General features: G+C 48.3%; 23 protein-coding genes. All 23 read right to left on the bottom strand.

Annotated features, from left to right (window positions below):
- Positions 1-13: 13 nt before the first annotated feature.
- The 23 genes from DRW41_RS16860 to DRW41_RS16745 all read right to left on the bottom strand — a co-directional run bounded on the left by DRW41_RS16860 (position 14) and on the right by DRW41_RS16745 (position 26,114).
- Positions 14-982 carry an alpha-ketoacid dehydrogenase subunit beta gene (locus tag DRW41_RS16860; protein WP_181884618.1) on the bottom strand — a complete coding sequence of 323 codons (969 nt, stop codon included), beginning with the start codon at positions 980-982 and terminating at the stop codon, positions 14-16.
- 26 nt (positions 983-1,008) lie between these two features.
- Complete coding sequence (gene pdhA / locus DRW41_RS16855) at positions 1,009-2,076, bottom strand: pyruvate dehydrogenase (acetyl-transferring) E1 component subunit alpha (RefSeq protein WP_115453180.1); 1,068 nt, start codon at positions 2,074-2,076, stop codon at positions 1,009-1,011.
- 25 nt (positions 2,077-2,101) lie between these two features.
- Complete coding sequence (locus tag DRW41_RS16850) at positions 2,102-3,247, bottom strand: Leu/Phe/Val dehydrogenase (protein WP_115453179.1); 1,146 nt, start codon at positions 3,245-3,247, stop codon at positions 2,102-2,104.
- Between the two features lie 203 nt (positions 3,248-3,450).
- Entirely contained in the window at positions 3,451-3,837 is a 387-nt protein-coding gene (locus DRW41_RS16845; protein ID WP_115453178.1) for a thioesterase family protein, read from the bottom strand.
- 38 nt (positions 3,838-3,875) lie between these two features.
- Positions 3,876-4,670, bottom strand: a complete 795-nt coding sequence (locus tag DRW41_RS16840; RefSeq protein ID WP_115453177.1) for an ABC transporter ATP-binding protein — start codon at positions 4,668-4,670, stop codon at positions 3,876-3,878.
- Positions 4,648-5,676: an ABC transporter permease gene (locus DRW41_RS16835; protein WP_115453248.1), complete on the bottom strand. Its 1,029-nt coding sequence runs from the start codon at positions 5,674-5,676 to the stop codon at positions 4,648-4,650. Before DRW41_RS16835 ends, DRW41_RS16840 begins: the two co-directional genes overlap by 23 nt.
- An 89-nt stretch (positions 5,677-5,765) precedes the next feature.
- Positions 5,766-6,770 (bottom strand): ABC transporter substrate-binding protein, encoded by a 1,005-nt coding sequence (locus DRW41_RS16830; RefSeq protein ID WP_115453176.1) that lies wholly within the window; start codon positions 6,768-6,770, stop codon positions 5,766-5,768.
- A gap of 276 nt (positions 6,771-7,046) precedes the next feature.
- Complete coding sequence (locus DRW41_RS16825; RefSeq protein ID WP_115453175.1) at positions 7,047-7,997, bottom strand: NAD(P)H-dependent flavin oxidoreductase; 951 nt, start codon at positions 7,995-7,997, stop codon at positions 7,047-7,049.
- A 43-nt stretch (positions 7,998-8,040) separates the two neighbouring features.
- Entirely contained in the window at positions 8,041-8,916 is an 876-nt protein-coding gene (gene paaX, locus DRW41_RS16820) for a phenylacetic acid degradation operon negative regulatory protein PaaX (protein ID WP_115453174.1), read from the bottom strand.
- Between the two features lie 60 nt (positions 8,917-8,976).
- The gene (locus DRW41_RS16815; protein ID WP_115453173.1) at positions 8,977-10,194 is read right to left on the bottom strand and encodes a 3-oxoadipyl-CoA thiolase; all 1,218 of its coding nucleotides are present in this window, start codon (positions 10,192-10,194) and stop codon (positions 8,977-8,979) included.
- 17 nt (positions 10,195-10,211) lie between these two features.
- Positions 10,212-11,072 (bottom strand): 3-hydroxyacyl-CoA dehydrogenase, encoded by an 861-nt coding sequence (locus DRW41_RS16810; RefSeq protein ID WP_115453247.1) that lies wholly within the window; start codon positions 11,070-11,072, stop codon positions 10,212-10,214.
- 97 nt (positions 11,073-11,169) lie between these two features.
- Positions 11,170-12,687: an aldehyde dehydrogenase family protein gene (locus DRW41_RS16805; RefSeq protein ID WP_115453172.1), complete on the bottom strand. Its 1,518-nt coding sequence runs from the start codon at positions 12,685-12,687 to the stop codon at positions 11,170-11,172.
- 73 nt (positions 12,688-12,760) lie between these two features.
- Positions 12,761-13,534, bottom strand: coding sequence for an enoyl-CoA hydratase-related protein (locus tag DRW41_RS16800; RefSeq protein WP_115453171.1), 774 nt, complete (start codon positions 13,532-13,534; stop codon positions 12,761-12,763).
- A gap of 14 nt (positions 13,535-13,548) precedes the next feature.
- Entirely contained in the window at positions 13,549-14,328 is a 780-nt protein-coding gene (locus DRW41_RS16795; RefSeq protein WP_115453170.1) for an enoyl-CoA hydratase/isomerase family protein, read from the bottom strand.
- Complete coding sequence (locus DRW41_RS16790; protein WP_115453169.1) at positions 14,321-14,629, bottom strand: EthD family reductase; 309 nt, start codon at positions 14,627-14,629, stop codon at positions 14,321-14,323. The genes DRW41_RS16795 and DRW41_RS16790 overlap by 8 nt, the downstream gene beginning before the upstream one ends.
- Positions 14,630-14,696: 67 nt before the next feature.
- Positions 14,697-15,212 carry a 1,2-phenylacetyl-CoA epoxidase subunit PaaD gene (gene paaD, locus DRW41_RS16785; RefSeq protein ID WP_115453168.1) on the bottom strand — a complete coding sequence of 172 codons (516 nt, stop codon included), beginning with the start codon at positions 15,210-15,212 and terminating at the stop codon, positions 14,697-14,699.
- 23 nt (positions 15,213-15,235) lie between these two features.
- Positions 15,236-16,036, bottom strand: a complete 801-nt coding sequence (gene paaC / locus DRW41_RS16780; RefSeq protein WP_115453167.1) for a 1,2-phenylacetyl-CoA epoxidase subunit PaaC — start codon at positions 16,034-16,036, stop codon at positions 15,236-15,238.
- Complete coding sequence (gene paaB / locus DRW41_RS16775; protein ID WP_115453166.1) at positions 16,026-16,400, bottom strand: 1,2-phenylacetyl-CoA epoxidase subunit PaaB; 375 nt, start codon at positions 16,398-16,400, stop codon at positions 16,026-16,028. The genes paaC and paaB overlap by 11 nt, the downstream gene beginning before the upstream one ends.
- Before the next feature lie 52 nt (positions 16,401-16,452).
- Positions 16,453-17,361 carry a 1,2-phenylacetyl-CoA epoxidase subunit PaaA gene (gene paaA / locus DRW41_RS16770; protein ID WP_115453246.1) on the bottom strand — a complete coding sequence of 303 codons (909 nt, stop codon included), beginning with the start codon at positions 17,359-17,361 and terminating at the stop codon, positions 16,453-16,455.
- A 558-nt stretch (positions 17,362-17,919) separates the two neighbouring features.
- Positions 17,920-18,591: a TerC family protein gene (locus DRW41_RS16760; protein ID WP_115453164.1), complete on the bottom strand. Its 672-nt coding sequence runs from the start codon at positions 18,589-18,591 to the stop codon at positions 17,920-17,922.
- A gap of 45 nt (positions 18,592-18,636) precedes the next feature.
- Entirely contained in the window at positions 18,637-18,918 is a 282-nt protein-coding gene (locus DRW41_RS16755) for a YkvA family protein (protein ID WP_115453163.1), read from the bottom strand.
- Between the two features lie 314 nt (positions 18,919-19,232).
- Entirely contained in the window at positions 19,233-22,472 is a 3,240-nt protein-coding gene (locus DRW41_RS16750) for an efflux RND transporter permease subunit (RefSeq protein ID WP_115453162.1), read from the bottom strand.
- A 183-nt stretch (positions 22,473-22,655) separates the two neighbouring features.
- Complete coding sequence (locus tag DRW41_RS16745; protein WP_115453161.1) at positions 22,656-26,114, bottom strand: hypothetical protein; 3,459 nt, start codon at positions 26,112-26,114, stop codon at positions 22,656-22,658.
- Between the last annotated feature and the right edge of the window lie 190 nt (positions 26,115-26,304).

Here is a 26,304-nt window from a genome sequence, read left to right as displayed (position 1 = left end):
TTGTTTCACCTCCCTAAAAACGGATTACTTTTTCGATTGCGGCCTCCACCCTCTTAGGCGTTGGCAAGTAGTGGTTTTCAAAACCGAAATACGGGACTGGCGTATCAAAACCTGTTACCCTTTCCGCTGGAGCTTTCTGGTAAAGGAATGATGTGTCATTAATGATGGCAAGGATATCGTTCCCAACTCCTCCTGTTTCATGGGCTTCATGGACAATGACTGTCCTGCCTGTTTTTTGGACGGAATCCGCGATAATATCCTTATCGAGCGGATAAAGCGTCCTCATATCAAGCACGTCGCAGCTGATTCCTTTTTCGGCCATCGCCCCTGCGGCTTTCATGGCGACCGGTACCATCGCCCCCCATGTAATGACTGTTACATCATCGCCTTCCATCAGCCGTTTCCCTTTACCAAGTTCAATATCGTAAATACCTTCCGGGACCTCATCCTTTACAGACCTGTAAAGGTGCATCGGTTCCAGGAAAAGAACCGGATCGGGGTCCAGGATTGAGGCGATGAGCAAGCCTTTCGCGTCGAAAGCCGACGATGGGCAAACAACCTTGATGCCAGGCATATGGGTAAACAGGGCTTCTGTGCTGTCACAATGGATTTCCGGGGCCCTGACGCCCGCTCCGTATGGGGCGCGGATGACCATCGGAACCGTAAAATGCCCGAACGTCCTCATCCGGAGCCTTGAGGCATGAGTCATGATTTGTTCGTAGGCGGGGTAGATGAAGCCAAGAAATTGAATTTCCGCGACAGGCCTGAACCCAGCCGCCGCCATGCCGATCGCGGCTCCAACGAATCCGGCTTCCGATAAGGGTGTATCCATGACCCGCGTTTCGCCAAACCTTTCCTGGAGGCCATCCGTTACGCGGAATACGCCTCCGTTCCTGCCAATATCCTCGCCAAGGAGAATGACCTCTTTATGTTTTTCGAGCATCGCTGCAAGGGCGTCGTTAATTGCCTGGACCATGGTCATTGTCCTTGTTTTTACAGCCACATCCACTACATTCCACCCCTAATCAACTGAAGATAGTCGCGTTTTTGCTTCTCAATCGTCCATACAGGTTTCTCGAAAACATAATCAAAAATATCAGCCGGATTTGCAGGTGGATACTTTTCCATTTCTTCGACCGCTTTGTCAATTTCCGCGGAAGCCTCTTCCTCCAAAGCTTTAAGAAGTCCCTCATCAAAGTAGCCTTCATTTTTAAGGAACCGCTCCAGCCTGAGTATCGGGTCAATCCTTTCGCGTTTGCCATGGCTTTCCGACTGGTCCCGGTATTTTGACGGGTCGTCCGCTGTCGTATGGGCACCATACCTCCAGGTCACTGCTTCAATTAAGGTTGGCCCCTCGCCATTCCTGGCACGCGCAAGCGCTTTCAAAGTTTCGTAATAAACCGCAAAGACATCGTTCCCGTCAATCCTTATGCCCGGAATCCCATAGGCAACAGCTTTTTGGGCTATCGTTTCGGAATTCATTTGTTTTTCGGTTGGAACTGAAATCGCGTAGCCGTTGTTTTGGTTAAAAAAAACGACTGGAGCCTTTGTCACACTGGCAAAGTTCAGGCCTTCGTGAAAATCGCCTTCCGAGGTCGCCCCGTCCCCGAAATAGGCAATCGCGGCACACGAAGTGCCCTTGATTTTTTCAGCAAGCGCCGCCCCGGCCGCATGTGGAATCTGGGTCGCGATCGGGATGCCCGGCGGAAAAATTTTCTTCCCTTCAGGCGGCACACACCCTTCGTTCCGTCCGTTCCAGAACAAAAGGATGTTCCGGAGCGAATGGCCGAACACGAATGCGGCTCCATGCTCCCGGTAGGTCGGAAACATCCAGTCATCACCTCCAAGTGCGAGCGCGCTTCCTACCTGCGCGGCCTCCTGCCCTTCATACGGCGCATAGGTGCCGATCCGCCCTTGCCTCTGAAGGCTGACGGCCTTCCTGTCAAACAGGCGAATCCTTACCATTTGCTTATAAAACTCCAAAGCAAGATCACGAGTAAGTCTTTCCTTCGCGGAAGGCTCAGCAACATTGCCTTGTTCGTCCATGATTTGAATGATTGGAAAATCAACTTTCACAGCTATCGCCTCCCTGGCAGGAATTTTAAGAACGGACAGCCCATTTCGGTCGCTTGTGATGGGAGAAGAAACTATTTCTCCTAACACGCGCTTCAATCCTCGACTCACAGAACTGGTTCGCCGCCTCGACTGTGGTCACCCCTTTTTCTGCAGCATGCCGGTATATATCGAGGAGGGAATCATAGATTGCCCGCGTTTTTTGCATTACGCGCTCCTTATTCGGCGTGTACAGTTCATCGGCTACCTGGATCAGGCCACCCGCGTTGACAATATAATCCGGCGCATACACGATGCCCTTTGCCTGGAGCATCTGGCCATGCCTTTCCTCGGCCAGCTGGTTGTTCGCGGAACCGGCCACAGCAAGGCACTTAAGTTCCGGTATTGTATCATCATTAATAATTCCACCAAGCGCGCACGGAACAAATACATCCGCTTCCTGGGAAAAGATTTCATTGCTTCCAACCACTTTAATCATGCTTCCCATAGACTTGGCATATTCAGATAGGCGGGTTACCGCTTCTTCATTGATGTCAGTCACGTAAAGATCGGCACCTTCTTCCAAAAGCCGTTCCGCGACTTTATATCCGACTTTTCCAAGCCCCTGGATTGCATAGCTCCTCCCTGAAAGGCGGGCCGTACCCCAGATAACCTTGTTCGTGGCCTGGATCCCGTAAATCACGCCCTGGGCGGTCGGAATTGAAGAATCACCGCTTCCGCCGTATGCTTCGTCAACGCCCACAATGCAATTCGTTTCCTTCATTGCATGGACAAAATCCGACGGGGTTGTCCCCATATCCGTTCCAGTGTAAAAACGTCCGTTGAGGGAATCGACAAACTGGCCAAACGCCCTGAATAGTTCGGGGCTTTTATCCTTCATCGGATCCCCGATGATGACCGCTTTTCCCCCTCCGAAGTCCACGTCAGCCGCGGCGCATTTATAAGTCATTCCTTTTGATAGGCGAAGGACGTCCTCAAGCGCTTCCTCTGTGCTCGAATACGGCCTCATCCGGCAGCCTCCCAATGCGGGCCCGAGCTTCGTGCTGTGGATGGCGATGATCGCCCTAAGGCCGATTGACTCATCGTTGCAAAAGACAACCTGTTCATGTCCGCCAATTTTTGTGAAAATATCCACTGTATTCGTATCTCCCTCTGCAAATGGTAACGCTTTCATTTTTAACTCCCCTTTCGGCATGTGTACAACATATTGGGAATATAGTAAAAACGCGGCTGGCAGTTCAGTATGGATCCTATGTATCTTTTTAAAAAACCGGACTGCTTCACCGCTTTAAAGCAAACGAAGCCCCTAGAAAGCAAGAAAGAAACAAACCTGATTACAGGCTGTTTCTTCGTCATGCTGCTGGTTCGTTTATTAATCTATGTTTTTAGCATACTGCTTATTTTCAATTTTGGCAAAATTACTTGTTTTACCTCGCCGATACCGATAAGGCCTTCCGGTCCGTAAGCTTTGACCTCGGTGACAACCGCGTTTCCCTCCATCGATGTAAGCGAGGCTGTAACAATAATCGCATCACCTTCAAGGGCGGGAGCCAAATGTTTGACTGTGACTGCTGCACCCATGCCTTCTTCCTTGTCCTCCAGATATGGAAGGATGATGTTCCTTGATGCCCATTCCATATGATAGACCATCCAGGCGGTCGAATAGGCGGGGTGGACTACATGTCCGCCAAACTCCGCGAACATTTCCTTTGTTACAGTAAACTGAATGGTTTCTTCCTGGCCAACCCGCATCCCAGGCTTCATATTATGTTCTCCCTATAATGAAAGTATTGGCGAGCATCTTACGAAAGAATTGCACGGTCATTGGCCATCTGCGTGCCGCGGATCCGCTGGAATTCATGAAGAAGACTTTCAATCGTAAGTTTTTTCTTCTCATTTTCATTTACCTCAAGTATGATCTGGCCTTTATCCATCATAATTAGCCTGTTGCCAAGGTCGATGGCCTGCTGCATATTGTGCGTGACCATAAGCGTCGTAAGCCCGTATTGATCGATGATTTGTTTTGTCAGATTTGTGATCAGTTCCGCCCTTGAAGGGTCGAGAGCTGCCGTATGTTCATCAAGAAGCAGAACGCACGGCTCTGTAAAGGTAGCCATTAAAAGTGACAGCGCCTGCCTTTCACCGCCCGATAGCAGCCCGACTTTCGCTGTCAGCCTGTTTTCAAGTCCAAGATGCAACGACTCAAGGACTTCCTTGAAAAGCTCCCTCCGCTTTTTCGTGACTCCCTGCCTGAACGTTCTCGTTTTATTCCTCGAATACGCCATCGCAAGGTTTTCTTCAATCGTCATGCTTGGCGCGGTTCCGGCCATTGGGTCCTGGAAGACACGGCCGATCAATTTTGAACGGTTGTATTCCGTCATGTTGGTCACATTTTTTCCATCGAGGTAAATTTCCCCTACATCAGGTGTCAGAGCGCCCGAAATGATATTCATGAGGGTCGATTTCCCCGCCCCGTTGCTTCCGATGACAGTGACAAAATCCCCTCTTTTAAGCTCTAGCTCAATATGGTCGATTGCGATTTTTTCATCAGGGGTCCCTTCATTGAATACCTTATTAATCTGATTTAAGCGAAGCATGGGGATCCCCCTTTCCTGCCTGTACGGTTTTCATGAGCGAGAGCCTTTCCGCCCTCTTTCTTGCTTTCCGCTTTTTTTCCTTCGCCCCGCCCAAAATCTTCGGGGTAATAAGCGAAATGATGACGATTACGGCGGTAATAAGTTTCATATCGCCCGGATCGAGAAAATCAATCCGAAGCGCCAATGTCACGACAACCCTATAAATAATCGCCCCGCCGATAACGGCCAATGTCGCCCTTGCGATCGTTTTCGCGCCAAACAGCGCCTCGCCGATAATAACCGAAGCGAGCCCGATGATGATCATCCCGATTCCCATCCCAACATCCGCGAAGCCTGACTGCTGGGCAATCATGGCGCCGGAAAAAGCGACCATCGAGTTCGAAATCCCGAGAGCAAGGATTATGAGTACATTTGTATTCGCTGAAAGGCTGCTGATCATCCTCTTATTGTCACCTGTAGCCCGGACGGCAAGCCCAATTTCCGTTTTCAGGAACCAATCGGTAAAAAACTTGATAAACAGTGTGACGACAATCATGAACAAAAGGATTCCCCACGTGTCGGGCAAGCTGTCACCCAGGCCGACTGAAACAAGCAGATTGTTCATGAAAGTATCAATGCCGGCCTTTTCGAATAAACCGCTAACCGTGGATAAGGAAGTATCCTGGTTTAGAAGGGTAACATTTGACCTGCCCATAATCCGCAGATTAATAGAATAGAGGGCAATCATCACCAAGATTCCGGACAGCAGCGCGTTTATTTTCCCGACGGTATGGAGGATGCCTGTCAAACAGCCCGCGGCAAATCCCGCAATCAGGGCCGCAAGTGTCGCTGCGAATGGATTGTAGCCATTCACGATCATTGTTGCCGCAATCGCGGCGCCTGTCACAAAGCTTCCATCAACCGTCAAGTCGGGAAAATCAAGGATCCTGAAGGATAAATAGACACCAAGCGCCATGATTGCGTAGATAATTCCTGATTCAAATGATCCGAATATTGCCGTAAACACATTCATCATCCTTCCTGTCCAGCCGGATGGCGGGGCGGTTTCCGCACCCGCCGTTGTTCGGCCCTAACTAAGCTTGTTGTTAACAGGGATTATTCCCCTTCATAAAACTCCCCGGCTTCTTTCCATTCATCCTTGACTTCAAGTCCCTGTGCTTCCGCTGCTTTCTTATTGATCATCAGCGTCAGGCTTTGAGGAAGCGCGACTGGGATTTCGGAGGCCTTTTTCTTGCCTGTTAAAATTTCAACAGCCATAAGACCAGTTTCGTATCCAAGGTCATAGTAGCTAAATCCGCTCGCGGCGACTGCGCCTTTTTTCATGGAATCAAGCTCCCCGACGAAAAGAGGGATTTTTTTGCTGTTAGCTACGGAAATGACGGAGTCCAATGCGGAAACGACTGTATTGTCGGTAGGGATATAAATCGCGTCTACCCGCCCTACAAGGGATTCAGTTGCTTGTTTTACTTCAGCAGTGGTCGAAACGGACACCTTTACTAATGAACCGCCATTGTCTTTTGCCAGCTTTTCAACAGCTTCTACTTGGACAACGGAGTTTTGTTCGCCGGAATTATAGACAATCCCGATTTTCTTAGCGCCAACTTCATTTGTAATGAAATCAATTGTCTTTTTCGTGGCATCCGGGTGGTTATCAGTCGTTCCGGTAATATTTTCACCGGGCTCGTCAAATGATTTTACAAGTCCCGCGCCAACCGGATCCGTCACGGATGTGAACAGGATTGGAATATCCTTTGTCACTCCTAAAGCAGCTTGGGCGCTTGCAGTCGCATTTGCGAAAATCATATCAACCTTGTCGCCGACAAAGTTTTGAGCGATTGTGCGTGTGTTGTTTTGGTCTCCCTGGGCGTTCTGATCATCAAAGCTTACTTTCAAACCTTTGTCTTGAAGCGCTTTTTTAAAGCCTTCCGTTGCTGCGTCGAGTGATGGATGGGGAGCAAACTGGGAGATGCCGACTTTGTATTCTTTTTCTTTCTCCCCTCCAGTGCCAGTCTTGCCGCCAGCCGAGTCCTTGCTGCCGCAAGCCGCGAGCATAAGCATTGCGGCAATTGCGATGGAAATGGTTTTTACTTGTTTCTTCATTACAATTCCCCCTTGTTTTTAATCGCCACCCATTGCTGGATGAAAATCTTTATGTAAACTTCCATGAGATGTCCGTATGATATTTACTATCACCACCGTATTTATATCGTTATACTAACATTCGCAATATTTGTAAGTCAAACAATATTCTAAAAATTGAATATTATTGAAAATTATATTGGTATAAAATAAAAAAAGCAAGAGAAATTTTACTCTCTTGCAAAATTAACGCTTAAACCCGTTGGTGCGCTAAAGCGTCTTGTTATTCACTTTTTATTAAAAGAGTTTCAATGTAGCCGATTCCAAGGCTATTTTGGCCTCTTCTACCATTCTCTCAAAAAGTTCGGCAGTTGAAGGAATATCGCTGATTAAGCCGGCTATTTGGCCTGCGTTCAAAAAACCGTTTTCCAAATTCCCTTCGATCGCGCCCAACTTATGATAGTTTTCGGCAGTCATGTCCATAAATTCTTTCAGGCTAATTCCGTTGCGTTCTTCAACTATAAGTTTTCGCGCATACGGGGTATCCAAAAGCCTCCGTATTCTCCCAACCCCCCTGCCAACGATAACAGTAGAAGTATCTTCCGCATTTGTAACCAAATGTTTATAGATGGCATGGAACGGCGCTTCCTTCACGGCTATAAAGCGCGTGCCCATCTGCGCGCCGCTTGCCCCTAAAGCGAGGGCGGCGGCAAGGCCGCGGCCGTCGGCTATCCCGCCCGCCCCGACAACAGGAATGTCCACCGCACCGGCTACTTGCGGAATCAGCGCCATCGTTGTCGTTTCAAACGGCGAATTGATGCCGGCGGCCTCGTAACCCTCGGCGACCACTGCGTCCGTTCCGGCTTCTTCTGCTTTTATCGCATGTTTTACGGATGCGATGACAGAAAGCACCTTGACCCCCTCGCCGCGGAGCTTTGGAATATAGGGGGCAGGGTTGCCCGCGGATAAAGAAACAACCGGGACGCCATGCTTAAGCACAAGCGCGAGAATTTCTTTGCTATAAGGTGAAACGCCAAGTGGTACGTTGACACAAAAAGGCTGGCCGGTCCTGGATTTTGTTTCCATGATGATCGCTTCCACTTCATCGGGATCCATGGTTCCCGACCCAATCGTACCCAAACCCCCCGCTTCAGATACGGCAGCGGCCAATTCGGCGTTGCTGATATTGCCCATGCCTCCCTGGATGATCGGGAAACGGATTCCAAGCAAATTTGCTAGCTTATTCACTAATTCCATCCTTCCGTTCAGAAAGCGTCATAGTCTTTCGGGGTTAATCCATTATAAATGGATGCTCCAGTACATCATAATCCTCGTCGCGCCTTTCGAGGAGATTTCCCTCCTTGAATACTTCCTCGAAAAAACGCGAAGCCGGTTCGGCTAGTTCCTTGTAATAATCGGAAAAAAGGGATGCCGCATGGGCACCCAGCCATTTATCCGGCAAAAGTTCCTCAGGGAGGCCCGGATCGATGAACAGGAATTTCCTGTATTCATGGACAAGCTTTGTCCTCTCAACAAAACAATCGGCATCGGACATCTGTCCTTTTAGGATTAAATTTTTGCCGATAATGTATTTTTGACTGAATTCCTGGATAAAGTCCTGGTACCGGTTATTGATTTCTTCAAGGTCCCAGCATTTCTTGACCAGCCGGATATTTTCCTTTGGCCCGTTATATTCCGCGACAAAAAAATCGACATAGTCTTCGATTTTATACTTGTCAATCAGGTCATACACTTCATTTTCAAGCGGATTGGCCGAGATCCATGAGCTGTTCGACAATGTCCCAAACCCGCTCCAAACGAGTTCTTTCCTAAGCTCATCCCGGACATTCCGGATTTCTTCCGGAATTGAGTACATCAGGATCCTCCATTTGCCGTCCCATGCTTCCGGCTTCAATTTAAAAATCCTTCTCGCAGCTTCTTCAATCCGCCTGACACCCCTTGGAGTCAAGGAATAATAACTTTTGTTTCCCGATTTTTCGGCCTGGACCCATCCTTGCTTATTCATTCTTGAAATGGCCGCGCGGACCGACTGGCTGTTATGGCCGAACTCCTCGAGCAGCCTGATGAGGCTCCCGATCCAGATTTTGTTCCCGTAGTGGGAAATGTAGTCGCCGTAGAGCGTAAAAATCATTGATCTTGTATTCACAGTTCTGCACACCTTTTCTGATTTTTCACACTACGATTGTTTCTGATTTTTCCAAACAAGTCAATAGAATCGATCAGGGCGCTCGACAATGGAAGCGATACCCTGGCCAACCCCGACACACATCGTGGCTAGTCCGTAGCGGGTGCCCCGCCTTTTCATTTCGTGTACCAGGGTGGTAAGGATGCGTGCTCCGCTAGCGCCAAGAGGATGGCCGAATGCGATGGCTCCGCCGTTCACGTTGATTTTTTCAGGGTCGATACCCATTTCCTTTATACAGGCGAGCGATTGGGAGGCGAATGCCTCGTTCAGCTCGCAAAGGCCGATATCTTCCGGATGCAGGCCAGCCCGCTGGAGCGCCTTCCTAACGGCCGCAATCGGGCCAAGCCCCATAACTCTCGGTTCAAGTCCGGCCGACGCAGATGCAATGTATTTGGCAAGCGGTTTTAGGCCAAGCGCTTCCGCTTTTTCAGAACTCATTAATAAAAGGGCCGAAGCACCGTCATTTACACCCGATGCATTGCCGGCCGTAACCGTTCCGCCCGGGAATAATGGCTTCAGCTTCCCGAGCTTTTCGAACGTTGGATCGGCGCGTGGATGCTCATCCTGCTCAACTATGAACTCGTTTCCTTTTTTGTCCCTAAACTTGACAGGAACGATTTCATCCCCGAAAACCCCAGCTTCCATCGCCGCCTTCGCTTTCAATTGGCTCTGCAAAGCGAATGTATCCTGATCCACCCTGCTGATTGCGTATTCCCGGGCGACGTTTTCGGCAGTTTCCGGCATACTGTCAGTTCCATACCGTTCCTCCAGCTTTTTGTTGATGAACCGCCAGCCAATCGTCGTATCGAACAATTCCATATTACCGCGCGGAAAACCGGACTCAGGCTTTGCCATCACAAATGGCGCACGGGTCATGCTTTCCGTCCCTCCGGCGATAAAGATATCCCCTTCCCCAGCCAATATGGCCCTTGCCGCGTAATTGACCGCGTCTAACCCCGAACCGCAAAGGCGATTGATTGTCGTACCCGCGACTTCGACGGGGAGCCCTGCGAGGAGGGCGGACATCCTCGCCACATTCCGGTTGTCCTCCCCCGCCTGGTTGGCGTTTCCGAATACCACCTCTTCTATTTCCTTCGGATTGATTGATGGATTCCGGTCAACTAAGGCTTTAATGACAATTGCTCCAAGGTCATCTGGACGGACCTGCTTCAACGCCCCATTGTATTTCCCGATCGGCGTCCTAACCGCGTCAATGATTACAGCTTCCCCATTTTTCAAAACTGATCACCCCAGTATTAAGACTCTGTCCTGCTGCTATAGTCGTACACTCCCCGGCCGCTCTTCCTACCAAGGCGCCCCGCCTTGACATATTGCTCCAGAAGCGGTGCAGGCCGATATTTTTCACCAAGCTTTTCATGAAGATATCTCAGGTTGTTTAGCCTTGTATCCAAGCCGACAAGGTCGCCTAGTTCAAAGGGTCCCATCGGGTAATTCAAGCCAAGGCGGATTGCTTTATCGATTTCCTCAGGTGTGCCGACTCCTTCCTGAAGCATATAAAACGCTTCATTTCCGACTAGTGCGCTGATCCTGCTCGTGACAAATCCGGGAAATTCATTGACGACGACTGTTTCCTTACCCATTTTTTCCGCGGCTCGCCTAATTTTATCTGCCGTTTCATCACTCGTCTCAAGCCCGCGGATGATTTCGACAAGCTTCATTTTGTGGACCGGATTGAAAAAATGCATCGCGATTACCTTATCCGGCCGGTTTGTGAACGAGCCAATTTCCGTCGGGCTCATCGTCGATGTATTAGACGCGAAATAACAGTGTTCCGGAGCATGCCGGTCGATTCTGTCGAAAATGTCTTTTTTAATTGAAAGGACTTCGGGCACAGCTTCAATAATAAGATCAGCAGTTTTAACGCTTTCCTCCAATTGAGTTGAATAGGTAAGCCTGCCGATTCCCTCGTTCATTTCAGAATCGCTTAGCTTGCCCCGTTTTTTCGCTCCTTCAAAAATCGACATGATGTCTGCTTTCGCGGCATCAAGCTGTTCCTGCTTGATGTCGACCAATGTTACATGAAAGCCCCCTGCCGCGCTTACATAGGCAATTCCGCGCCCCATGACTCCCGATCCAACGACAACCACATTTTCCATACGCACAGCGTGCCCCCCTCTTCATTTCTATTAAAAACAGCGACAAGCACCTTTTACAAGGTGCCCGGCCTATTGTATTTGGTTTATCTCAAAAGCTTTAAACGCCAAGAGGGTTTAATGGCTTGGGACCGTAGTAGGAAATAATGCTCTTTGTTTCCGTATACAAGTCAAGTGTCTCGATTGACAACTCCCTGCCAAATCCGGATTGCTTATAGCCCCCGAATGGAGTTCCCGGGAATGCGGAGAATGGACAGTTGACCATGACGATGCCCGCTTGGATTTGTTTCGAAACCCTGGTCGCCCTGCCGTAATCCTTTGTCCAGATGGCGGATCCCAGGCCATATTCACTATCATTCGCCAATTTAATAGCTTCCTTTTCATCTGAAAATTTCATGACGACAACAACCGGCCCGAAAATTTCTTCACGGACGGCTTTCATGCCGTGATTAACATTTGTCAGGATTGTGGGCTCATACCAGTAGCCCTGTTCATATCCCTCGACTGTTGCTTCCCGTCCGCCGGTTTCCGCGACAGCCCCGTCTGCAAGCGCCGATTTCACATAGCCGTCAATCACCTCCAGCTGGTAGCGGCTAATGATTGCCCCTACATGGGTTCCCGCTTCAAAAGGATTGCCAAGCGTGAGCTTTTTTGTTTTAGCGATGAATTTTTCCATGAATTCACCGTAAACGTTCTCGTGTACATACAGCCTTGAACGCGCTTCACACGACTGGCCGCTGTTGTAGAAAATGCCAAAGAGCGATCCGTCGACGGCAGCATCAATATCGGCGTCGTCAAAAACGATATTCGGCGATTTGCCGCCAAGCTCAAGCGTCACCCGTTTCAACGTTTGTGATGCCTTTGCCATGATATCCTTCCCGATCGGCGTGGAACCGGTAAAGGCAACCTTGTCGACCTTCGGGTGCTCGACAAGGTAATTGCCGATTTCTGAACCCGCGCCAGGAAGAATGTTGACGACTCCAGCAGGAACCCCTGCTTCGATGCAGATTTCCCCGAGAACAATCGCTGTCAGAGGTGTGAGGGAAGCAGGTTTTACGACTACCGAACAACCGACCGCAATCGCGGGGGCGATCTTCCAGGCAGCCATCATCAACGGATAATTCCATGGGATTATTTGCGCACAGACGCCGACAGGCTCCTTTTCGGTAATATTTTGGAACGCGCCTGGCATGCTGTTGACCGCGCCGCGGTGGCTGACAATCGCGCCTGCGTAAAATTCAAAATCCTCGATTGCCTGCATAACCTGGCCTTGGGCGGCGGCGAGAGATTTTCCGGTATCAAGAATTTCCAATTCCACAAGCTCATTGAACCTGGATCTCATAATTGAGGCAATTTTATTCAGAGTCCTGGAACGTTTATTAACCGGTGAGCGGCGCCATTTAGCGTTATTAAACGCATCCCGGGCGGCCTGAACCGCACGTTCGGCATCTTCAATGGAAGCTTTCGAGACACGGGCAATTTCCTCGCCAGTCGCGGGATTGATGGTGGCGTACGTTTCTCCGGAATGGCTATCGGCGCGCTCGCCATTGATGATCAGCTGGTATAGTTCCCGTTTCATCGCAAGAGGCTCAAATTTTTGCTCTTTTACTGTAGACATCGTTCCAGCTCCTTTTTCGAATTATCTTTTAGTAAATTCGAATTATCTTTTAGTAAAATAATAGAGTAATCCCTTATTTTCCTGTAAAGGCGGCTTTCCGTTTTTCAAGGAATGCCCGGACCCCTTCTTTATGGTCCGCTGTCTGGCTGGCGATTCGCTGGCTTTGTGCATCCCTGTCCAGGAATTGTTCAATCCCCGATTCCCAGCTGGCCTTCAGGTTCCGTTTTATCAGGCCAATGGACTTTGTCGGCATTGAGGCGAGCCGGTCGGCAAAAGCGGCGGATTCTTCCAAAAACTGCTCAGCAGGTACTACTTTGGTTGCCAGGCCGAGCCTGAAAGCTTCATCGGCGCTAATTTTTTCTCCGAGAACCGCGAGCTCAAGCGCTTTCGCATGACCGATAAGGCGCGGCAAATAATAGAGGTTGCCCGCATCCGGGACAAGCCCGACATGAATGAACGCCTGGAGGAAACTCGCCTTTTCGGATAAAATCCTGAAATCGCATGCAAGGGCAAGGCTCATCCCTGCCCCTGCCGCGACTCCGTTGACCGCCGCCACAATCGGTTTTTCGCATTTCTCAATTTCCATTACCATTGGGTTATAACGGTTCCTGAGGACGTCACCATAATCGGTGTTTTCATCCACGTCCCCCAAATCCTGTCCCGAACAAAACGCCCTCCCGGCACCTGTAAGCACAATCGCCCGTACTGAGCTGTCCTTTGAGGCTGTACGGACCGCCGATGCGACATCCTTATTCAGCTGGGCTGTAAAGGCATTCAGTTTATCTGGCCGGTTAAGGGTAATCCATGCGGTCTCCCCGCGCACTTCGTAAATGGCTGTTTCAAACAAGCTATGTACCCTCCTTAACGGCCTTTAAATTGAGCCTTTCTTTTTTCGATAAAAGCCTTCATGCCTTCTTTTTGGTCTTCGGAAGAAAACAAAAGCGAAAAATTCTTCCGTTCGAACTGCATTCCTTCATAAATGGAAGCGTCTATCGCCTTTAAAACTGATTCCTTTATGAACCTGACCGAGAGCGGAGGCATCTTTGCAAGCTCGCGTGCATACCGGGCTGTTTCCTCCATAAGTGTTTCCCGGGCGAACACCTGATTGACAATTCCGAATTCACGGGCTTCTTTCGCGGAAATTCGCTTCCCCGTAAAAAGCCACTCCATCGCTTTTGTTTTTCCTGCAAGCTTTGTCAGCCGGACCGTTCCGCCAGCGCCTGGCATCACACCAAGAAGGACTTCTGGAAATCCGAACTCCGCATCTTCCGCAGAAAAAAGCAGGTCGCAGCATAAAGCCAGTTCGAATGCTCCGCCAAGCGCAAAGCCATGGACAGCCCCAATGATCGGCTTTTTTATCCATGCCAATCGGTCCCAATCTGTAAATTGATTGAGCAGTTCCATATCTATTGATTCCGCGGCGGCCATTTCATCAATATCGGCCCCGGCGGCAAAACAGCGCCCCTTACCGCTCAGGACAATGGCCCGAACGTCTTCCGCCCTGTCGAAATCCTCCATGGCGCCAAGGATTTCGGCGACCATTCCCCTGTTGAGGGCGTTCAGGACTTCAGGGCGGTTCAGTTCAATAAACGCAACTGGCCCTTCCGTTCGAGTTTCAATAAAACAAAATTCCTTACTCATTTACTTCCTCGCCAATCATCATCGTGACAAGGTCCCCGGCGAAGCCCATTACATCCTTGCCCGAAGCCCTTGCTTCGTCTGTCTTCATGGCGGCTTTGAAGGAAGCCATGTCATCGTAATACATTTCGCACATTAAATAGTATGCGGGTTCCCCTCCCATCGGGCTGCCGATGATCCGGGTTACATCCATTTTCCTTAGGCCCGGAATTTTCGCGGTCAATGGCCCGTGTGTTTTAAAATAATGCTCGTCAAACGCTTCCTTGTTTTCCGGATGCTTGTAAAGTGCGATCATTTTAATCATATTCTTCTCTCCCCTGTTTTATTTTGGGGCAAATCCGTTATCGGCTTTGCCCTGAATTCCCTTTTCGTTACATTAAGGTAGATACTGGTTTCATCGCTTCGAACGGGTTTTTGCATGACCGGCAGTACAGGATGCTCCTGCAAGCCGTCGGGCCGAAAATATTGTCGAGTGTTGTGTAGGGGGAACCGCAAAATGGGCAGTCAACTTCCCATCCACCGGCCTCAAGCTGCCTTGGCGGAGGGGCAATCCCGAATTCTTTCAGGCTAATTCGCCCAGACTCGGTAATCCTGTCTGTCGTCCAGATCTCGCTGTAAACGAAGTGCACGTCAATTTCAGTAAGGCAGCTTATTTCTTCCAGCGATTTTTCCGTGTTTGCTCGGATAATGTCCAGCGCGGGGCACCCGAGGAATGTCGGAATTAACGATATTTGGACCTTTGAGCCGGAAATCTGCACATCATGCAGCATTCCAAGGTCAATAATCGATACGGTTGGGATTTCCGGGTCCATAACGGAATGAAGCGCTTTCAAAATTGTTTCCTTTAAAACAGAATCTTGCGGTTTGTTTGCATCCACAGCAGTCATTCCTTTTGACTGAATTTTAAAGCCTACCAGCCTGCCGCAGGGTCGAATCTGTATACTTCGCTTAGGATAGAGAGCGCGTCTTCAAGGTCCTGCGTGTGGTCGCCATTTCTGCCGGAATTTTCCGAGATTCCGAATTCGGATGGCAAGGATGCTCCTAGCTGTGAGAAAACAGGTGCCATCCCTTCAATCCATTGTTCCGTAATTTCCTTGCTTCCTTGGATCAAGCCATGGTGTGTGAATTCAGTTTCCCTGCTTCCTTGTGAAAGGACGTCGCCAAAGCCGGCAAAAACCTTTGCCATAGCGGCCTCCATACGTTGCCCCGCTTCACCCCCAGCGCCCATCAGCTGGGTGAACCATGTTTTCCAGTGGAGCTGGTGGTAATACAATTCCACGTTCACCCTTGCCGCCGCCTCGGCAAGAGGAATATAGCTCGAACGCATAAGCGAAGCCATTTTGATCCTTTTGGCCACAGTATAGAAATAATGGCGGACAACGGCAAATGCCCAATCGTAGCGTGGCTCATTCAAATAGGTCCCTGTTCCGTTCGCCAATTCTAGCAAAATGGCATTCTTCCGATCCCGGGCCGGCCGTCCATGGGCCAGATCGTCCAAATTCCCTTCGCCCAATTCCTCAAGCAGCTTATAAAAAATGGCAGCATGCCCCATCGTATCCTGGCTGATTGAAGAGAATGCGACGTCTTCCTCGATATGCGGGGCCAAGCCAAGCCACTCGGAGCCCCTGTAGGCGACAATGAAGTCATCGTCGGCCAGCTGGTAAAGCAACTCAGCGAGCGCTTCCCGGTAGCCCGGTAATTCAGCCGCCATTTCCGGAGTCTTGATCGACACGTGCACCACCGCCTCCCCATGACATAATTTCCTTCTCGTCGAGCATTTCCTGTTCGTATTGGCGCCATTTCTTTTTCAGGTATCCGTACCCCTTTGTATTACGGTAATCCTTGTTGTCCAGGCGCTTTAATGTTTCTTTTTCCTCAGCGGTCATTTTGCGGATAGCCGACCTTCTCACGACCCAAATATCCGCAACTGGTTCCCTGCGCATGAAATTTTCCTGCGCCATTATGAGGGCGAGCTCGTCATTCGGCGCCAGCAGTGAAAATTGGTATTGGATTGGGGAAGTATCGGTTCGTTTGCTGAATACTTCATATTCCTGGTAAAAGCTGTTTTCTTGCAAATGCGCCCCTCCTTCCTTCTATTTCAATCTTTAAGTCTTTTACATTTCGATTCTATGAGTGAACAGGCGAACCCAGGGCTTCGCGTACCCATGCGTTTGTTTCATAGGAAATTTTCCTTAATCGCAGGCGCTCTTCGGATTTTGGGCCTTTGTTTTTGATAATTTCCTTGAACCTGCCCCAATCAGGCTGCTGATAAATCCATTGTCCCGATATATCGTCAAAACGCATCGTAGGATCAGGGAGCTTCAAGCCAAGGGACAGCACGCGTGGAATATATTTTGTGAAAAAGTCCTGCCGCAGTTGTTCATTCGTTTTTGTGCGGATTTTGTATTTAATCGTGATATCCTGTTTCGAAGTTCCGGTTGTTGAAGCATCCCCAGGCCCGAAGAACATAAGGAGGGAATCCCACCAGCGGTTGATCGAATCCTGGATCATCGCCTTTTGGGCATCCGTCCCTTCCGCTAGCGCGATGATGATAGATTCACCGTGCTGGGCATGAAAGACTTCTTCCGCGCAAATCCTCTTCAGTGCCCTGGCATATGGGCCGTACGATGCATCAAGCATATTCGTCTGTGTGATGATCGCCGCACCGTCGACTAGCCAGCCGATTAAACCGGCATCTGCCCACGTTGGAGCTTCCATGTGAAAAACATTATGGAATTTCAGTTCCCCACTGAACAAATCTTCCATAATCGATTCGCGGTTTTTCCCATATGGCTTCATCAAGTCTTCCGCAACACGGAGCAGGAGTTGGCCATGGCCCATTTCGTCCTGTACTTTTGCCATGATTCCAAGCTTCCTTTTTAGTGATGGAGCTTTAGGAACCCATTCTTTTTCGGGCAGCGCACCCATAATTTCGCTGATGCCATGCATGGAAATCAGCTTGATGAGCGTCTTTCTGTATTCTTCGGGCATCCAGTCATCCGCCTCGATTTTCTCCCCGGCATTGATCCGGTCCATAAAGCAATCGAGTTTTTCCTGATCAGGCAAGTGGTTTTCGTTTGCCAATGTACACCCTCCCTATTCATTTTTATATAACGGGTTTTTGCCGTTGATGATATATCGTGTTATATATTTATTTCAAAAATAACTTCTTGATAGTGAAAAGTCAAATAATTATTCTGAAAATTGGTTATTTTCCTAAAAAGGGGCGGATTCACAAGTAAAAAAATAGCCCTCCGCTATCCGCGAAGGGCCCAAAATTTATAGAAAGAGGGTGAGAAACTAACAAGGTTTTTGCAATTCAGTTCTTCTCAAGGAAGGCATCCAGTTCAACATGGATAATTTCCAGATCAAAAGATCCCTGGCTTACATGTGAATCAAGCAATTGGTCAATATCTATTGAAACAAGTTCCATGTCGCACCTCCCTGATGCTTTTGCCATATTATACGGACAAGAACAACCCTTTTTGGGGGTGTCCGGAAAAAATAAATAAAAATTTTTAATATTAATAAAAAGCGGCCTTAAATATTCCAAATAAAAAAAGAACCCGGCAAATATACCGGATTCCCTCCTTCTTAATGTTGTTCTGCAAGTTTTCTTTGTTTGAATTTACCGGCCAATATAACCCCAATGATTACGATGGCCACAAAAGCCCATTTAATCATTGGGTTATGTTCAAAGAACCCGGCCAGGAATTTTTCTTCGGTGATCATCCTTGAAGCCGTGAATGCAAGCACACCGGCCCCGATTGTTATGATAATCGGGAAACGTTCCATCCATTTGAGGATGATCGTGCTGCCCCACACAACAATCGGGATGGAAATCAGCAGACCGAGAATAACGAGTAGCGGATGTCCATTCGCCGCTCCGGCGACTGCCAAAACGTTATCGAGGCCCATAAGCGCGTCGGCAACGATGATCGTTTTAATCGCTCCCCAGAAACTCGCGCCCGCCTTGATGTCATGCCCGCTTTCTTCCGTAAGGAGCTTGTACGCAATCCACACAAGCAAAATGCCCCCAATTAAGCGGAGGCCCGGAATCATCAACAGCCATACGACAAGAATCGTTGCTGTTGCGCGGATGATGATAGCCCCGACCGTCCCCCAGATAATCGCTTTTTTCTGTTGGTTCTTTGGAAGCTTTCTTGCCGCGAGCCCTATCACGATCGCATTATCACCAGCAAGGACAAGATCTATGATTACAAGGGAAAATAATGCTGACCAAAACTCGGCTGAAAATAACTCCATTTCCTAATCACTCCATACGATTAATATTTGCTTTGTTTTTTAAAACTATTCCATTCCAAGTTTATGCTTTTCCTTTAACGATTCTGGAGCAAGCTTAATGATTTGCTGGAGAATCACTACCAGGACGCCAACATCGTCAATTAGTCCGAAAAACGCAAAGAAATCGGGGATGGCATCGAATGGTATAAACAGATAAGCTGCGAAAAGGCCTACAGACAATACTTTCTTCTTCAATGGAACATTTTTTGATTTAAAAAAATCCAGCAGGAATGGGCCAAACTTTTTTAACGTAAAAACCATCTTGATCCGTTTCCAAAATTTCCTCATGATTCCCCTCCAAGCCCTTTCATAAAAAAATTGGGTGTATTGACCCTTTCCCTTTTAAAGAAGTGGATAAAAGCACATTTATTTCCAGACTTAAAGGAAAAACAAAAGACCTTTACCGGCTAGCGGTAAAGGTCTCGCTTACAACGAATGGTTGCCAGCAGCGCCGGGGATAAATCCCGTCATGACGACATTGCTGTCTTAGCTACTCCCCTTTAAGGACTATAGTGTAATTTTAGATAATCCACGGGACGCAGTCAAGGATTTTTACCCAAATCCGAACATGCTTTTGCCTTGGAGTCAATTGTTCAGATAATCTATGCTTTCTTTTTCCGTGGCCTTTTTAACGCTTCATAGACAATCGGAACGATGACAAGCGTTAGGAGCGTCGAACTTGTCAGGCCTCCGATAACCGTTACGCCCAGCCCCCTGGAGATGACTCCGCTTCCTTCTACTCCCAAAGCAAGCGGGATTAACGCGCCAATCGTCGCGATGGCTGTCATAAGAATCGGCCTTAGGCGGGTTACCCCCGCTTCAAGAAGGGCCTCCCTGACGGTATAGCCTTCTTTTTCTTTATGGATGACACGGTCGATAAGGACGATTGCATTCGTCACGACAATGCCAATCAGCATAAGGGCGCCAATCATCGCGGAAATCGAAATCGTTTCCTTTGCGATCAATAGGGCCACGAGCCCTCCGATAATGCTGAATGGCAGGGAGAATAAAATTGCGAATGGTGCGAGTGCTCCTCCAAATGTCAGGACTAGGATAAAGTAAACAATCGCGACAGCCGCGAGCATCGCCATTCCCAACTGAGTGAACGACTCTTTAATGTCTTCCGTAACCCCGCCCGTTTTGATATCGACTCCGGTTGGTTTTGTGAGTTTATCAACTTCCTTCTGGATGTCCGCGGAAACTTTTGCGACATCCTTTGTGCGAAGCTCACCTCCGACTGAAACGAATAATTTTCCATTCCTGCGATGGACCGTATCCGATGTCTTTCCTTTTTCAACAGAAACCAAACCGGATATCTTTACATCCATTCCAAGCGGAGAGGCGACGGTTTGGTTTGTCACGTCATTGATATCCTTAAATTCCTTTTTATCCGCCTGAACATAAACAGTTATATCCCTGCCGTCCTTTTGGATGACCGCGGCTACGGGCCTTTCCCTTTCCTGCATGAGAGCCATGCCCACTTGTCCTGCGGTTAGACCCAGCTTGCTAGCCTTTTCCTGGTCAACCTTCAGGGCATATTCCTCATAGGATGCGGAAATGCTCGTTTCAACATTCTTGAGCGATTGATTATCTTTCATGATTGATTCAATGTTGCCGACAACCGGCTCTAGCTGCTGCAGGGTTTCACCATATACATAATAGGTTATGCTGTTGCTCGCTCCCGCGCCGGAAAAGTCCTGTGTCGCCCATTCGCCTTTTTCGGTCCGGTCCTGAAGGGCTTTAACAACCCTCTCTTTCTCGTTTTCAAAGTCTTCCGTTTTATTATCATACTTTACAAAAAACATCGCCTGGTTGGAAGCTCCAGGATTCATTGGGTTCCTTCCCCCGGCGGAATACTGTACAGTTTGTACGTCTTTCCTTTCAAGAAGGAAGTCATTGGCATTGGCAGCTGTATCAGTAACCTGCTCGAGCGTTTGGCCGGGAGCTGGGTTGAATGTCAGGATGGCCATCTTTTCTTCCTCGGACGGTATGAAGCTCACACCAATTTTTGGCACGAGGAGAAAGCTTCCCGCCAACAGAAGGACAGCAAGGCCAAATGTCACTATTTTATGGTTCAGTGACCATTCCAAGATGTTTCTGTATGTTCCGGCCAACCTGCCCGGTTTCCCTTCGCTATGTTTGGCTCCCGCCCCTTTTTTGAAAAGGGTATGGGCAAGCATTGGCACCAATGTTACGGCGACAAGCAGGGATGCCATCAACGCAAATACGATTGTGAGCGCAAATGGCAGGAACAGCTCGCCAATTTGGCCTTCGACAAATCCGAGAGGCAGGAATACAGCGACGGTTACGATTGTCGAGGAAAAAATCGGGATGAACATTTCCAATGTTGACGATTTAATCAGTTCTTTTCCCTCGAGTTTTTCAGTTTTTAACGACATTCTTCTATATATATTCTCTATCACAACGATGGAGTCGTCGATAACCCTACCGATCGCGACCGTCATCGCACCAAGCGTCATAATATTTAGCGTTATATCCATTTGCTTTAGAGCCAGTATGGCGATCAAAAGGGAAAGCGGAATTGAGATAACGCTGATAATGGTCGATTTAATGCTTCTCAGGAACAAGAGGATGATGACCACCGCGAATAACGCGCCGAAAAGCGCCTTATTAAGCATGGTTTTGACCGATTCTTCTATCGGCGTACCCTGATCGAAAGTAATTGTAAATTCGGCTTTCTTCCATTCTTTTTCGAATTTCTTCAATTCTTCCTTCGCTTCATTGGCTACCTCAACAGTATTCGCTTCCGGTGCCTTGATAATCTGAAGTCCGATAGATTCCTTTCCGTTCGTCCTCGAAATGGATTCCGCCCTGCCGACAATGTTCACATCGGCAATTCCCTGAAGCTCGACCGTTGGGAGCCCTGCAAAGGATGGATTGGCTGATTCCGAGCCAGGCATTTGAACTTGTCCGCTGGTTGAAGGATTGGCTGCGGATGGATTTTGTCCATTTCCAAAGCCTTGCCCCGCCCCAGGCTGCTGTGCGGCGGAATTGCCCGCGGCACCGGCCGGGTTAAGAGGAATTTGGCCTTCGGATGGATTTCCTGGCGCCCCCTGTCCCGCCCCGCCCGCAGCGGAAGGGATAACTGGGATTTTCACCTTTTTTAAATCATCCAGCGTTGTAATTTGGCCGTCCACCAAAATGGATTTTTGTGCTTCCCCAAGCGTATACAAGCCGAGCGGCATGGAAATGGCTGATCCCTTAAGCATTGATCGAATCGTATCTTCCGTTAAGCCATACTTGGCCAGTTGTTCCTTTTTAAAAACGAGCTGGCCTTCCTCGATGTTCTGGCCGGAAATCTGGACGGATGCGACCCCTTCCAGCCCTTCAAGAGCAGGGACGAGTTCCCCTTCCACTGCCTTTGTCAGGCCTGCAAGCGACTCGGATTCATCGGAAACGCTCATAGCGATGATTGGAAAAGCGTTGAATGAGATCCGTGTAATTTCAGGTTCCCCTGCCCCATCTGGAAGCTGGATGCCGTTTAACGCTTCGTCCGCCTCCCGTTTCGCTTCCTCCATATCCTTTTTGTAGCTGTATTCAATTTGCAGCGAGCTTGCATTTTGATACGAACTTGAGCTTACATTTTTAACGCCGTCCAGGTTTTGAAGGCGCTTCTCCATTGGTTCGGAAATTTTTTCAGCTACTTCCTCTGGTGACGCCCCCGGCAGGATGGTTGTCACAGTAATGACAGGTATCGTGATATCCGGCAAGGTTTCTAGTTTCATCCTGATGCCGGAGTAAAGTCCCGCGACAGTGACCATGATTGTGAGCAGCCAAATGGCGAACTTGTTTTTTAACGAAAAATCAATGACATGTTTCAAACGTATGTACTTCCTTTCGAATGCTTTGAATTTTCTTCCAAACGACACTACTCCAAACTAAACTATATAGGACTACTGCTCGTCCGGTCAAAGGATATGTGGTGAACATAAGGAAGCTTTCTAGTTCACCATTCATCCCGTATTTCGCGAAAGAAAAAGGGATGGCAAACGCCATCCACTTACTCAATCCCATTCTTTCATGGACGAAACGATTTTTTCCTTTAGGCGTGTTCCAGCAAATCTCCCGCCTTTATCAGGATTTTGTTTTCGCCATTCATTGTAGCTTGCAATCCCGATCAGCAGGGAACCGGCTGCGAGAAGATAGCCCCACCATGGAAGATTGCCCCATAATGGCCTTGTTTGCAGGAACAAATTAAGGAGCAGGACTCCGACGCCTATAAAGAAATACGATTTTACCCGGAAGAACATCCCGACAAGCAGCGATATAAGCGAAAGCGTTCCAAGGATGATGGCATCATAGACCGTATTGCTCTCGAGCCCGTCCTGGACGAGGACAATCGCTGTGAAAATCAAAACGGCCCATTGCAGTTTGCCGGTCGATTGGGCATATCGGCCCTTCATTGATTTTCGCAAAAAAATGACGAGCGCGACCAATGGAAGGACATAAGCTTCCCTTTCAAAAAGAGCGGGAATCGATAGCGTGCTGATTACTCCGTAATATGGCTCGAGCAAATAAGCTCCCGATAGGAATGGAATGAAAAGCCCTACCGTTGTTCCAACCCTTTTTCTCTGCATCAGCAATGTAAAAGAAATAACCAGGCCAGGGACCGCAGCCATCCAGATGGATTCCCCTGAAAACGGATAAAGCGACAGATAGTACAAGAAAGCCCCAAACGTATACCAGTCGAATGTAGAATACTGTATTTGGCTGCCCCTATATAGCAAACTTTGATAGACAAAGTAGCCAACCCCCGCATGCAAAAGCCCAAAGGCAGCCGTAATGGCAAAAATCCATCCGCTGCCAAGCCCAGATCCCGACAAATAACCCATGCTGGCGAAATACAGAAACAAAATAGGTAAAATCCCTGTCAAATCCCATTTCACTTTATGCAAAAAGGCAAGTGTTCCCGCTCCATAAACAAGAGTAACTGAGTATGGAAGGAACGTGAATGGATAGCTAAAAGCGATTGAGGCGATTCCGAATATCGAAAAAGCCGCCAGAAAATACTGCGTCCACTGTTTCAAGCCTGTTTTTAAAAGCAGCCAGACAAAAAGGATACCGAGGCTCGTAACCGGAAATTCATAGCTTCCGGAATAATCCCTTATGGCTAAAGTGAATCCTTTGCTCACCGAAAGGAAAAGCGTGGTATACGTGCTATACAAAAACAAAATCTTTTTCCAGTCCGCACCCGTCAGAAAACACGAAATTCCGTAAATCGCAATCGAGGCGATGAGGCTGTAAATTGACCATTCAGGAAATACGAACCAGGCAACCATTAGTGATACTGGCAAAACGGCATGGCCCGACCACCCGTATCCCGAATACAAAAGAAGATCTTTTTTCCTAATCAGAAAGGCAAGCATTAAAAGTGTTATCGCCGCTAAGGGCAAAATAAGCGACTTCGCAAAACCGGAAAATTGTACTTGCGAATAGGCCGAAGCAACAATTGAAAAATAGAAACCAAGTGTCACGGTACTGATAAGGACGGCAGTCATTTGGAGGCGATGCATACGGTAAAGCAGGAAATACATCCCTATTCCGCCAATGAAAAGAGCTGGACGGACAATCAGCGGATCGATATCCCAAAATGCGGTTGAGATTAGTCCAGGTGTATACATGAGCTGCGCTGTATAAAAAAATGAAGCAGCCAGTTCCCTGTCCCCTTTTTTCTTAAAAACAACCGAAACAACGAGAAGCAGCGCAGCCCCTGCAGCAAAGGCAGCGGGATACCCGTAATTCCCCCTGAAAATTTCTGATTCAAGTACAGCCTTTTGCCCAAATGCCAGGGACGCTAAGCCAGCGCACAAAGGGATTGCCCAAATGGATAAGTTCCTTGCGAGTGGCCTCGGATCAACCCGCCTAAAAATGAATAACGGTGCGCAGAAAAGAAGAAGCATTACCCCTAGTCCAAGCCATTCCCCCAAATCGAAGGCAATAAGGCTGGAAAACATCATCGCCCCCAGGCCGATGTCCCTTGCCGGAATCATGATAGGTGCGGTTTCCTTTCTCACAGCCTTTAAACCGAATGACAGGAACAAGGCTGCGCCGGCAAAATAAATTTCTGTTTGCGTACTGAGGGGAAAAATATATTTTCCAAACAGGGAGGCACCTTCATAAAGTGCCGCGCCAAGGAAAGCAGCGCTTAAATATCGGAATGCCGGCTGTTTCTCCGTATTGGAAAGATACAGGAAATTCCCCGCGATGATTATATAGGCAAGCAAAAGAACAATGGATGGTTCCCCCGCTCTAAGTAACATCCCTTCGAGAGAGATATAAAAGAATGCAAGGATGGAAACAACCGCGCTTGTATACCGGAACACCTTGTCAAGCAACAGGTTTCCTTTCAAACCCTTCGGTACGAAGGCAAAGCCAAATGCGACCGCGGCATATACAATGGCGCCCGCATCATCAAGGAAAGAATGTTCAATCATTTGATAAGCGCCATAGACAACCATCGCGCTGAAAACAAAATGATACTCCTTCCTTCCGCTTACAAACATCATGGCGAGGTAAATGGCAGCGGTGATAAGAAGATTGAAACCGTAAACCAGATTGCTATCAAAGAAGAACAGCATCAGCAACGTGGAGATGACGAGGCTGGCCTGGATGAAAATGGGAAACTCTTTCAAAAACAAAGCAATGGAACTTTTTTTGCGCAATTTATTAAATAGGAAAATAAATGCACCATTAAAGCCCATGATGCCAAGATAAAAATAATCAATAGGCAGTTTAAATGAAGCCAGCAAAAATCCCGCTGCCACAGTTAAACCGATTAATGAAAACCATGCAAAGAGCCTGGAATTGAGCTTTTTCGCAAAATAAACATACGCGGCCGAGGGAACGATGCTTCCCAAAAAACCGAGCAAAAATTTCCCTTCACCAGTAACGGATAAATAGTCCCCAAGCAGGCCGAACCAGCCTAGCGAAAGGACAAAGATCGGCAAAAACAGGCTGCCGAGGACGATAAAGGCAAATGCGGTTTTTTCGATTTTCAGTATCCTTGAAGATAAATAGGCGAAACCGTAAAAGAGGACAGAAACTAGGGCGATCGCGGCGCTTTTCATGCCGGCAGTCATAGTTTCCCAATTGCTTGTTGCAACGAACAGCCCTCCTACAAGCAGGAAAATGACCCCGATATTGAGCAGCCAGGAAATATTCCGCTCCCTGATTTGGTCGTTTGTCAGGACTTTTTTAGGCTTTTGCTGGACTAGCGGCATTTTTTGCTGCAGAGCCGGCGTTGGAGCTGCGGCATCGCGGTGCTGCTCAGGCTGGGGCTCAATAGCCTGAGGATGCCGGGCTTCTTCCCTTTGCCTGTCTTCCTCCAATAAATCCTGATGATACCTGTGATGGGCTTTCGCTACCTCCGCCACTGCCTCAGGTGTCAAATAGCCCCTTTCTTTCATATTAAAAAGTTCCCGTCTGAAAATTCTCCACGCTTCACTTCTAAAATGAGGCTCCATTTCCATCCCCCTAATTCAATCGTACTATTTTATGTATGATAGGAAAAAGAAACCAGCAAATCCCCTATAGTGTAATTTTACACAATTAAGTAAAAGATTCAATCTTTTTTTCCTATGGTGGATTTCTTTGTTATTGTATAAAAGACCCGATACGGAAAATCCGTTAAATTGAAGGGATTTTACTTTCCGG

Origin of the sequence: Neobacillus piezotolerans, from assembly GCF_003362805.1 — a bacterium.
Classification (GTDB): Bacteria; Bacillota; Bacilli; order Bacillales; family Cytobacillaceae; genus Bacillus_D; species Bacillus_D piezotolerans.
The sequence above is the reverse complement of the archived record's forward strand: the minus strand, read 5'-3'. Positions and strand labels throughout refer to the sequence as shown.

Excerpts from the sequence above, each read along its gene's own strand:
- DRW41_RS16860 (WP_181884618.1), bottom strand. The coding sequence starts at position 982 with ATGACCATGGTCCAGGCAATTAACGACGCCCTTGCAGCGATGCTCGAA.
- DRW41_RS16850 (WP_115453179.1), bottom strand. The coding sequence starts at position 3,247 with ATGAAAGCGTTACCATTTGCAGAGGGAGATACGAATACAGTGGATATT.
- DRW41_RS16845 (WP_115453178.1), bottom strand. The coding sequence starts at position 3,837 with ATGAAGCCTGGGATGCGGGTTGGCCAGGAAGAAACCATTCAGTTTACT.
- DRW41_RS16840 (WP_115453177.1), bottom strand. The coding sequence starts at position 4,670 with ATGCTTCGCTTAAATCAGATTAATAAGGTATTCAATGAAGGGACCCCT.
- DRW41_RS16830 (WP_115453176.1), bottom strand. The coding sequence starts at position 6,770 with ATGAAGAAACAAGTAAAAACCATTTCCATCGCAATTGCCGCAATGCTT.
- DRW41_RS16810 (WP_115453247.1), bottom strand. The coding sequence starts at position 11,072 with ATGGAAAATGTGGTTGTCGTTGGATCGGGAGTCATGGGGCGCGGAATT.
- DRW41_RS16805 (WP_115453172.1), bottom strand. The coding sequence starts at position 12,687 with ATGTCTACAGTAAAAGAGCAAAAATTTGAGCCTCTTGCGATGAAACGG.
- DRW41_RS16795 (WP_115453170.1), bottom strand. The coding sequence starts at position 14,328 with ATGAGTAAGGAATTTTGTTTTATTGAAACTCGAACGGAAGGGCCAGTT.
- DRW41_RS16790 (WP_115453169.1), bottom strand. The coding sequence starts at position 14,629 with ATGATTAAAATGATCGCACTTTACAAGCATCCGGAAAACAAGGAAGCG.
- paaD (WP_115453168.1), bottom strand. The coding sequence starts at position 15,212 with ATGACTGCTGTGGATGCAAACAAACCGCAAGATTCTGTTTTAAAGGAA.
- paaC (WP_115453167.1), bottom strand. The coding sequence starts at position 16,036 with ATGGCGGCTGAATTACCGGGCTACCGGGAAGCGCTCGCTGAGTTGCTT.
- paaA (WP_115453246.1), bottom strand. The coding sequence starts at position 17,361 with ATGGACCGGATCAATGCCGGGGAGAAAATCGAGGCGGATGACTGGATG.
- DRW41_RS16760 (WP_115453164.1), bottom strand. The coding sequence starts at position 18,591 with ATGGAGTTATTTTCAGCCGAGTTTTGGTCAGCATTATTTTCCCTTGTA.
- DRW41_RS16755 (WP_115453163.1), bottom strand. The coding sequence starts at position 18,918 with ATGAGGAAATTTTGGAAACGGATCAAGATGGTTTTTACGTTAAAAAAG.
- DRW41_RS16745 (WP_115453161.1), bottom strand. The coding sequence starts at position 26,114 with ATGGAGCCTCATTTTAGAAGTGAAGCGTGGAGAATTTTCAGACGGGAA.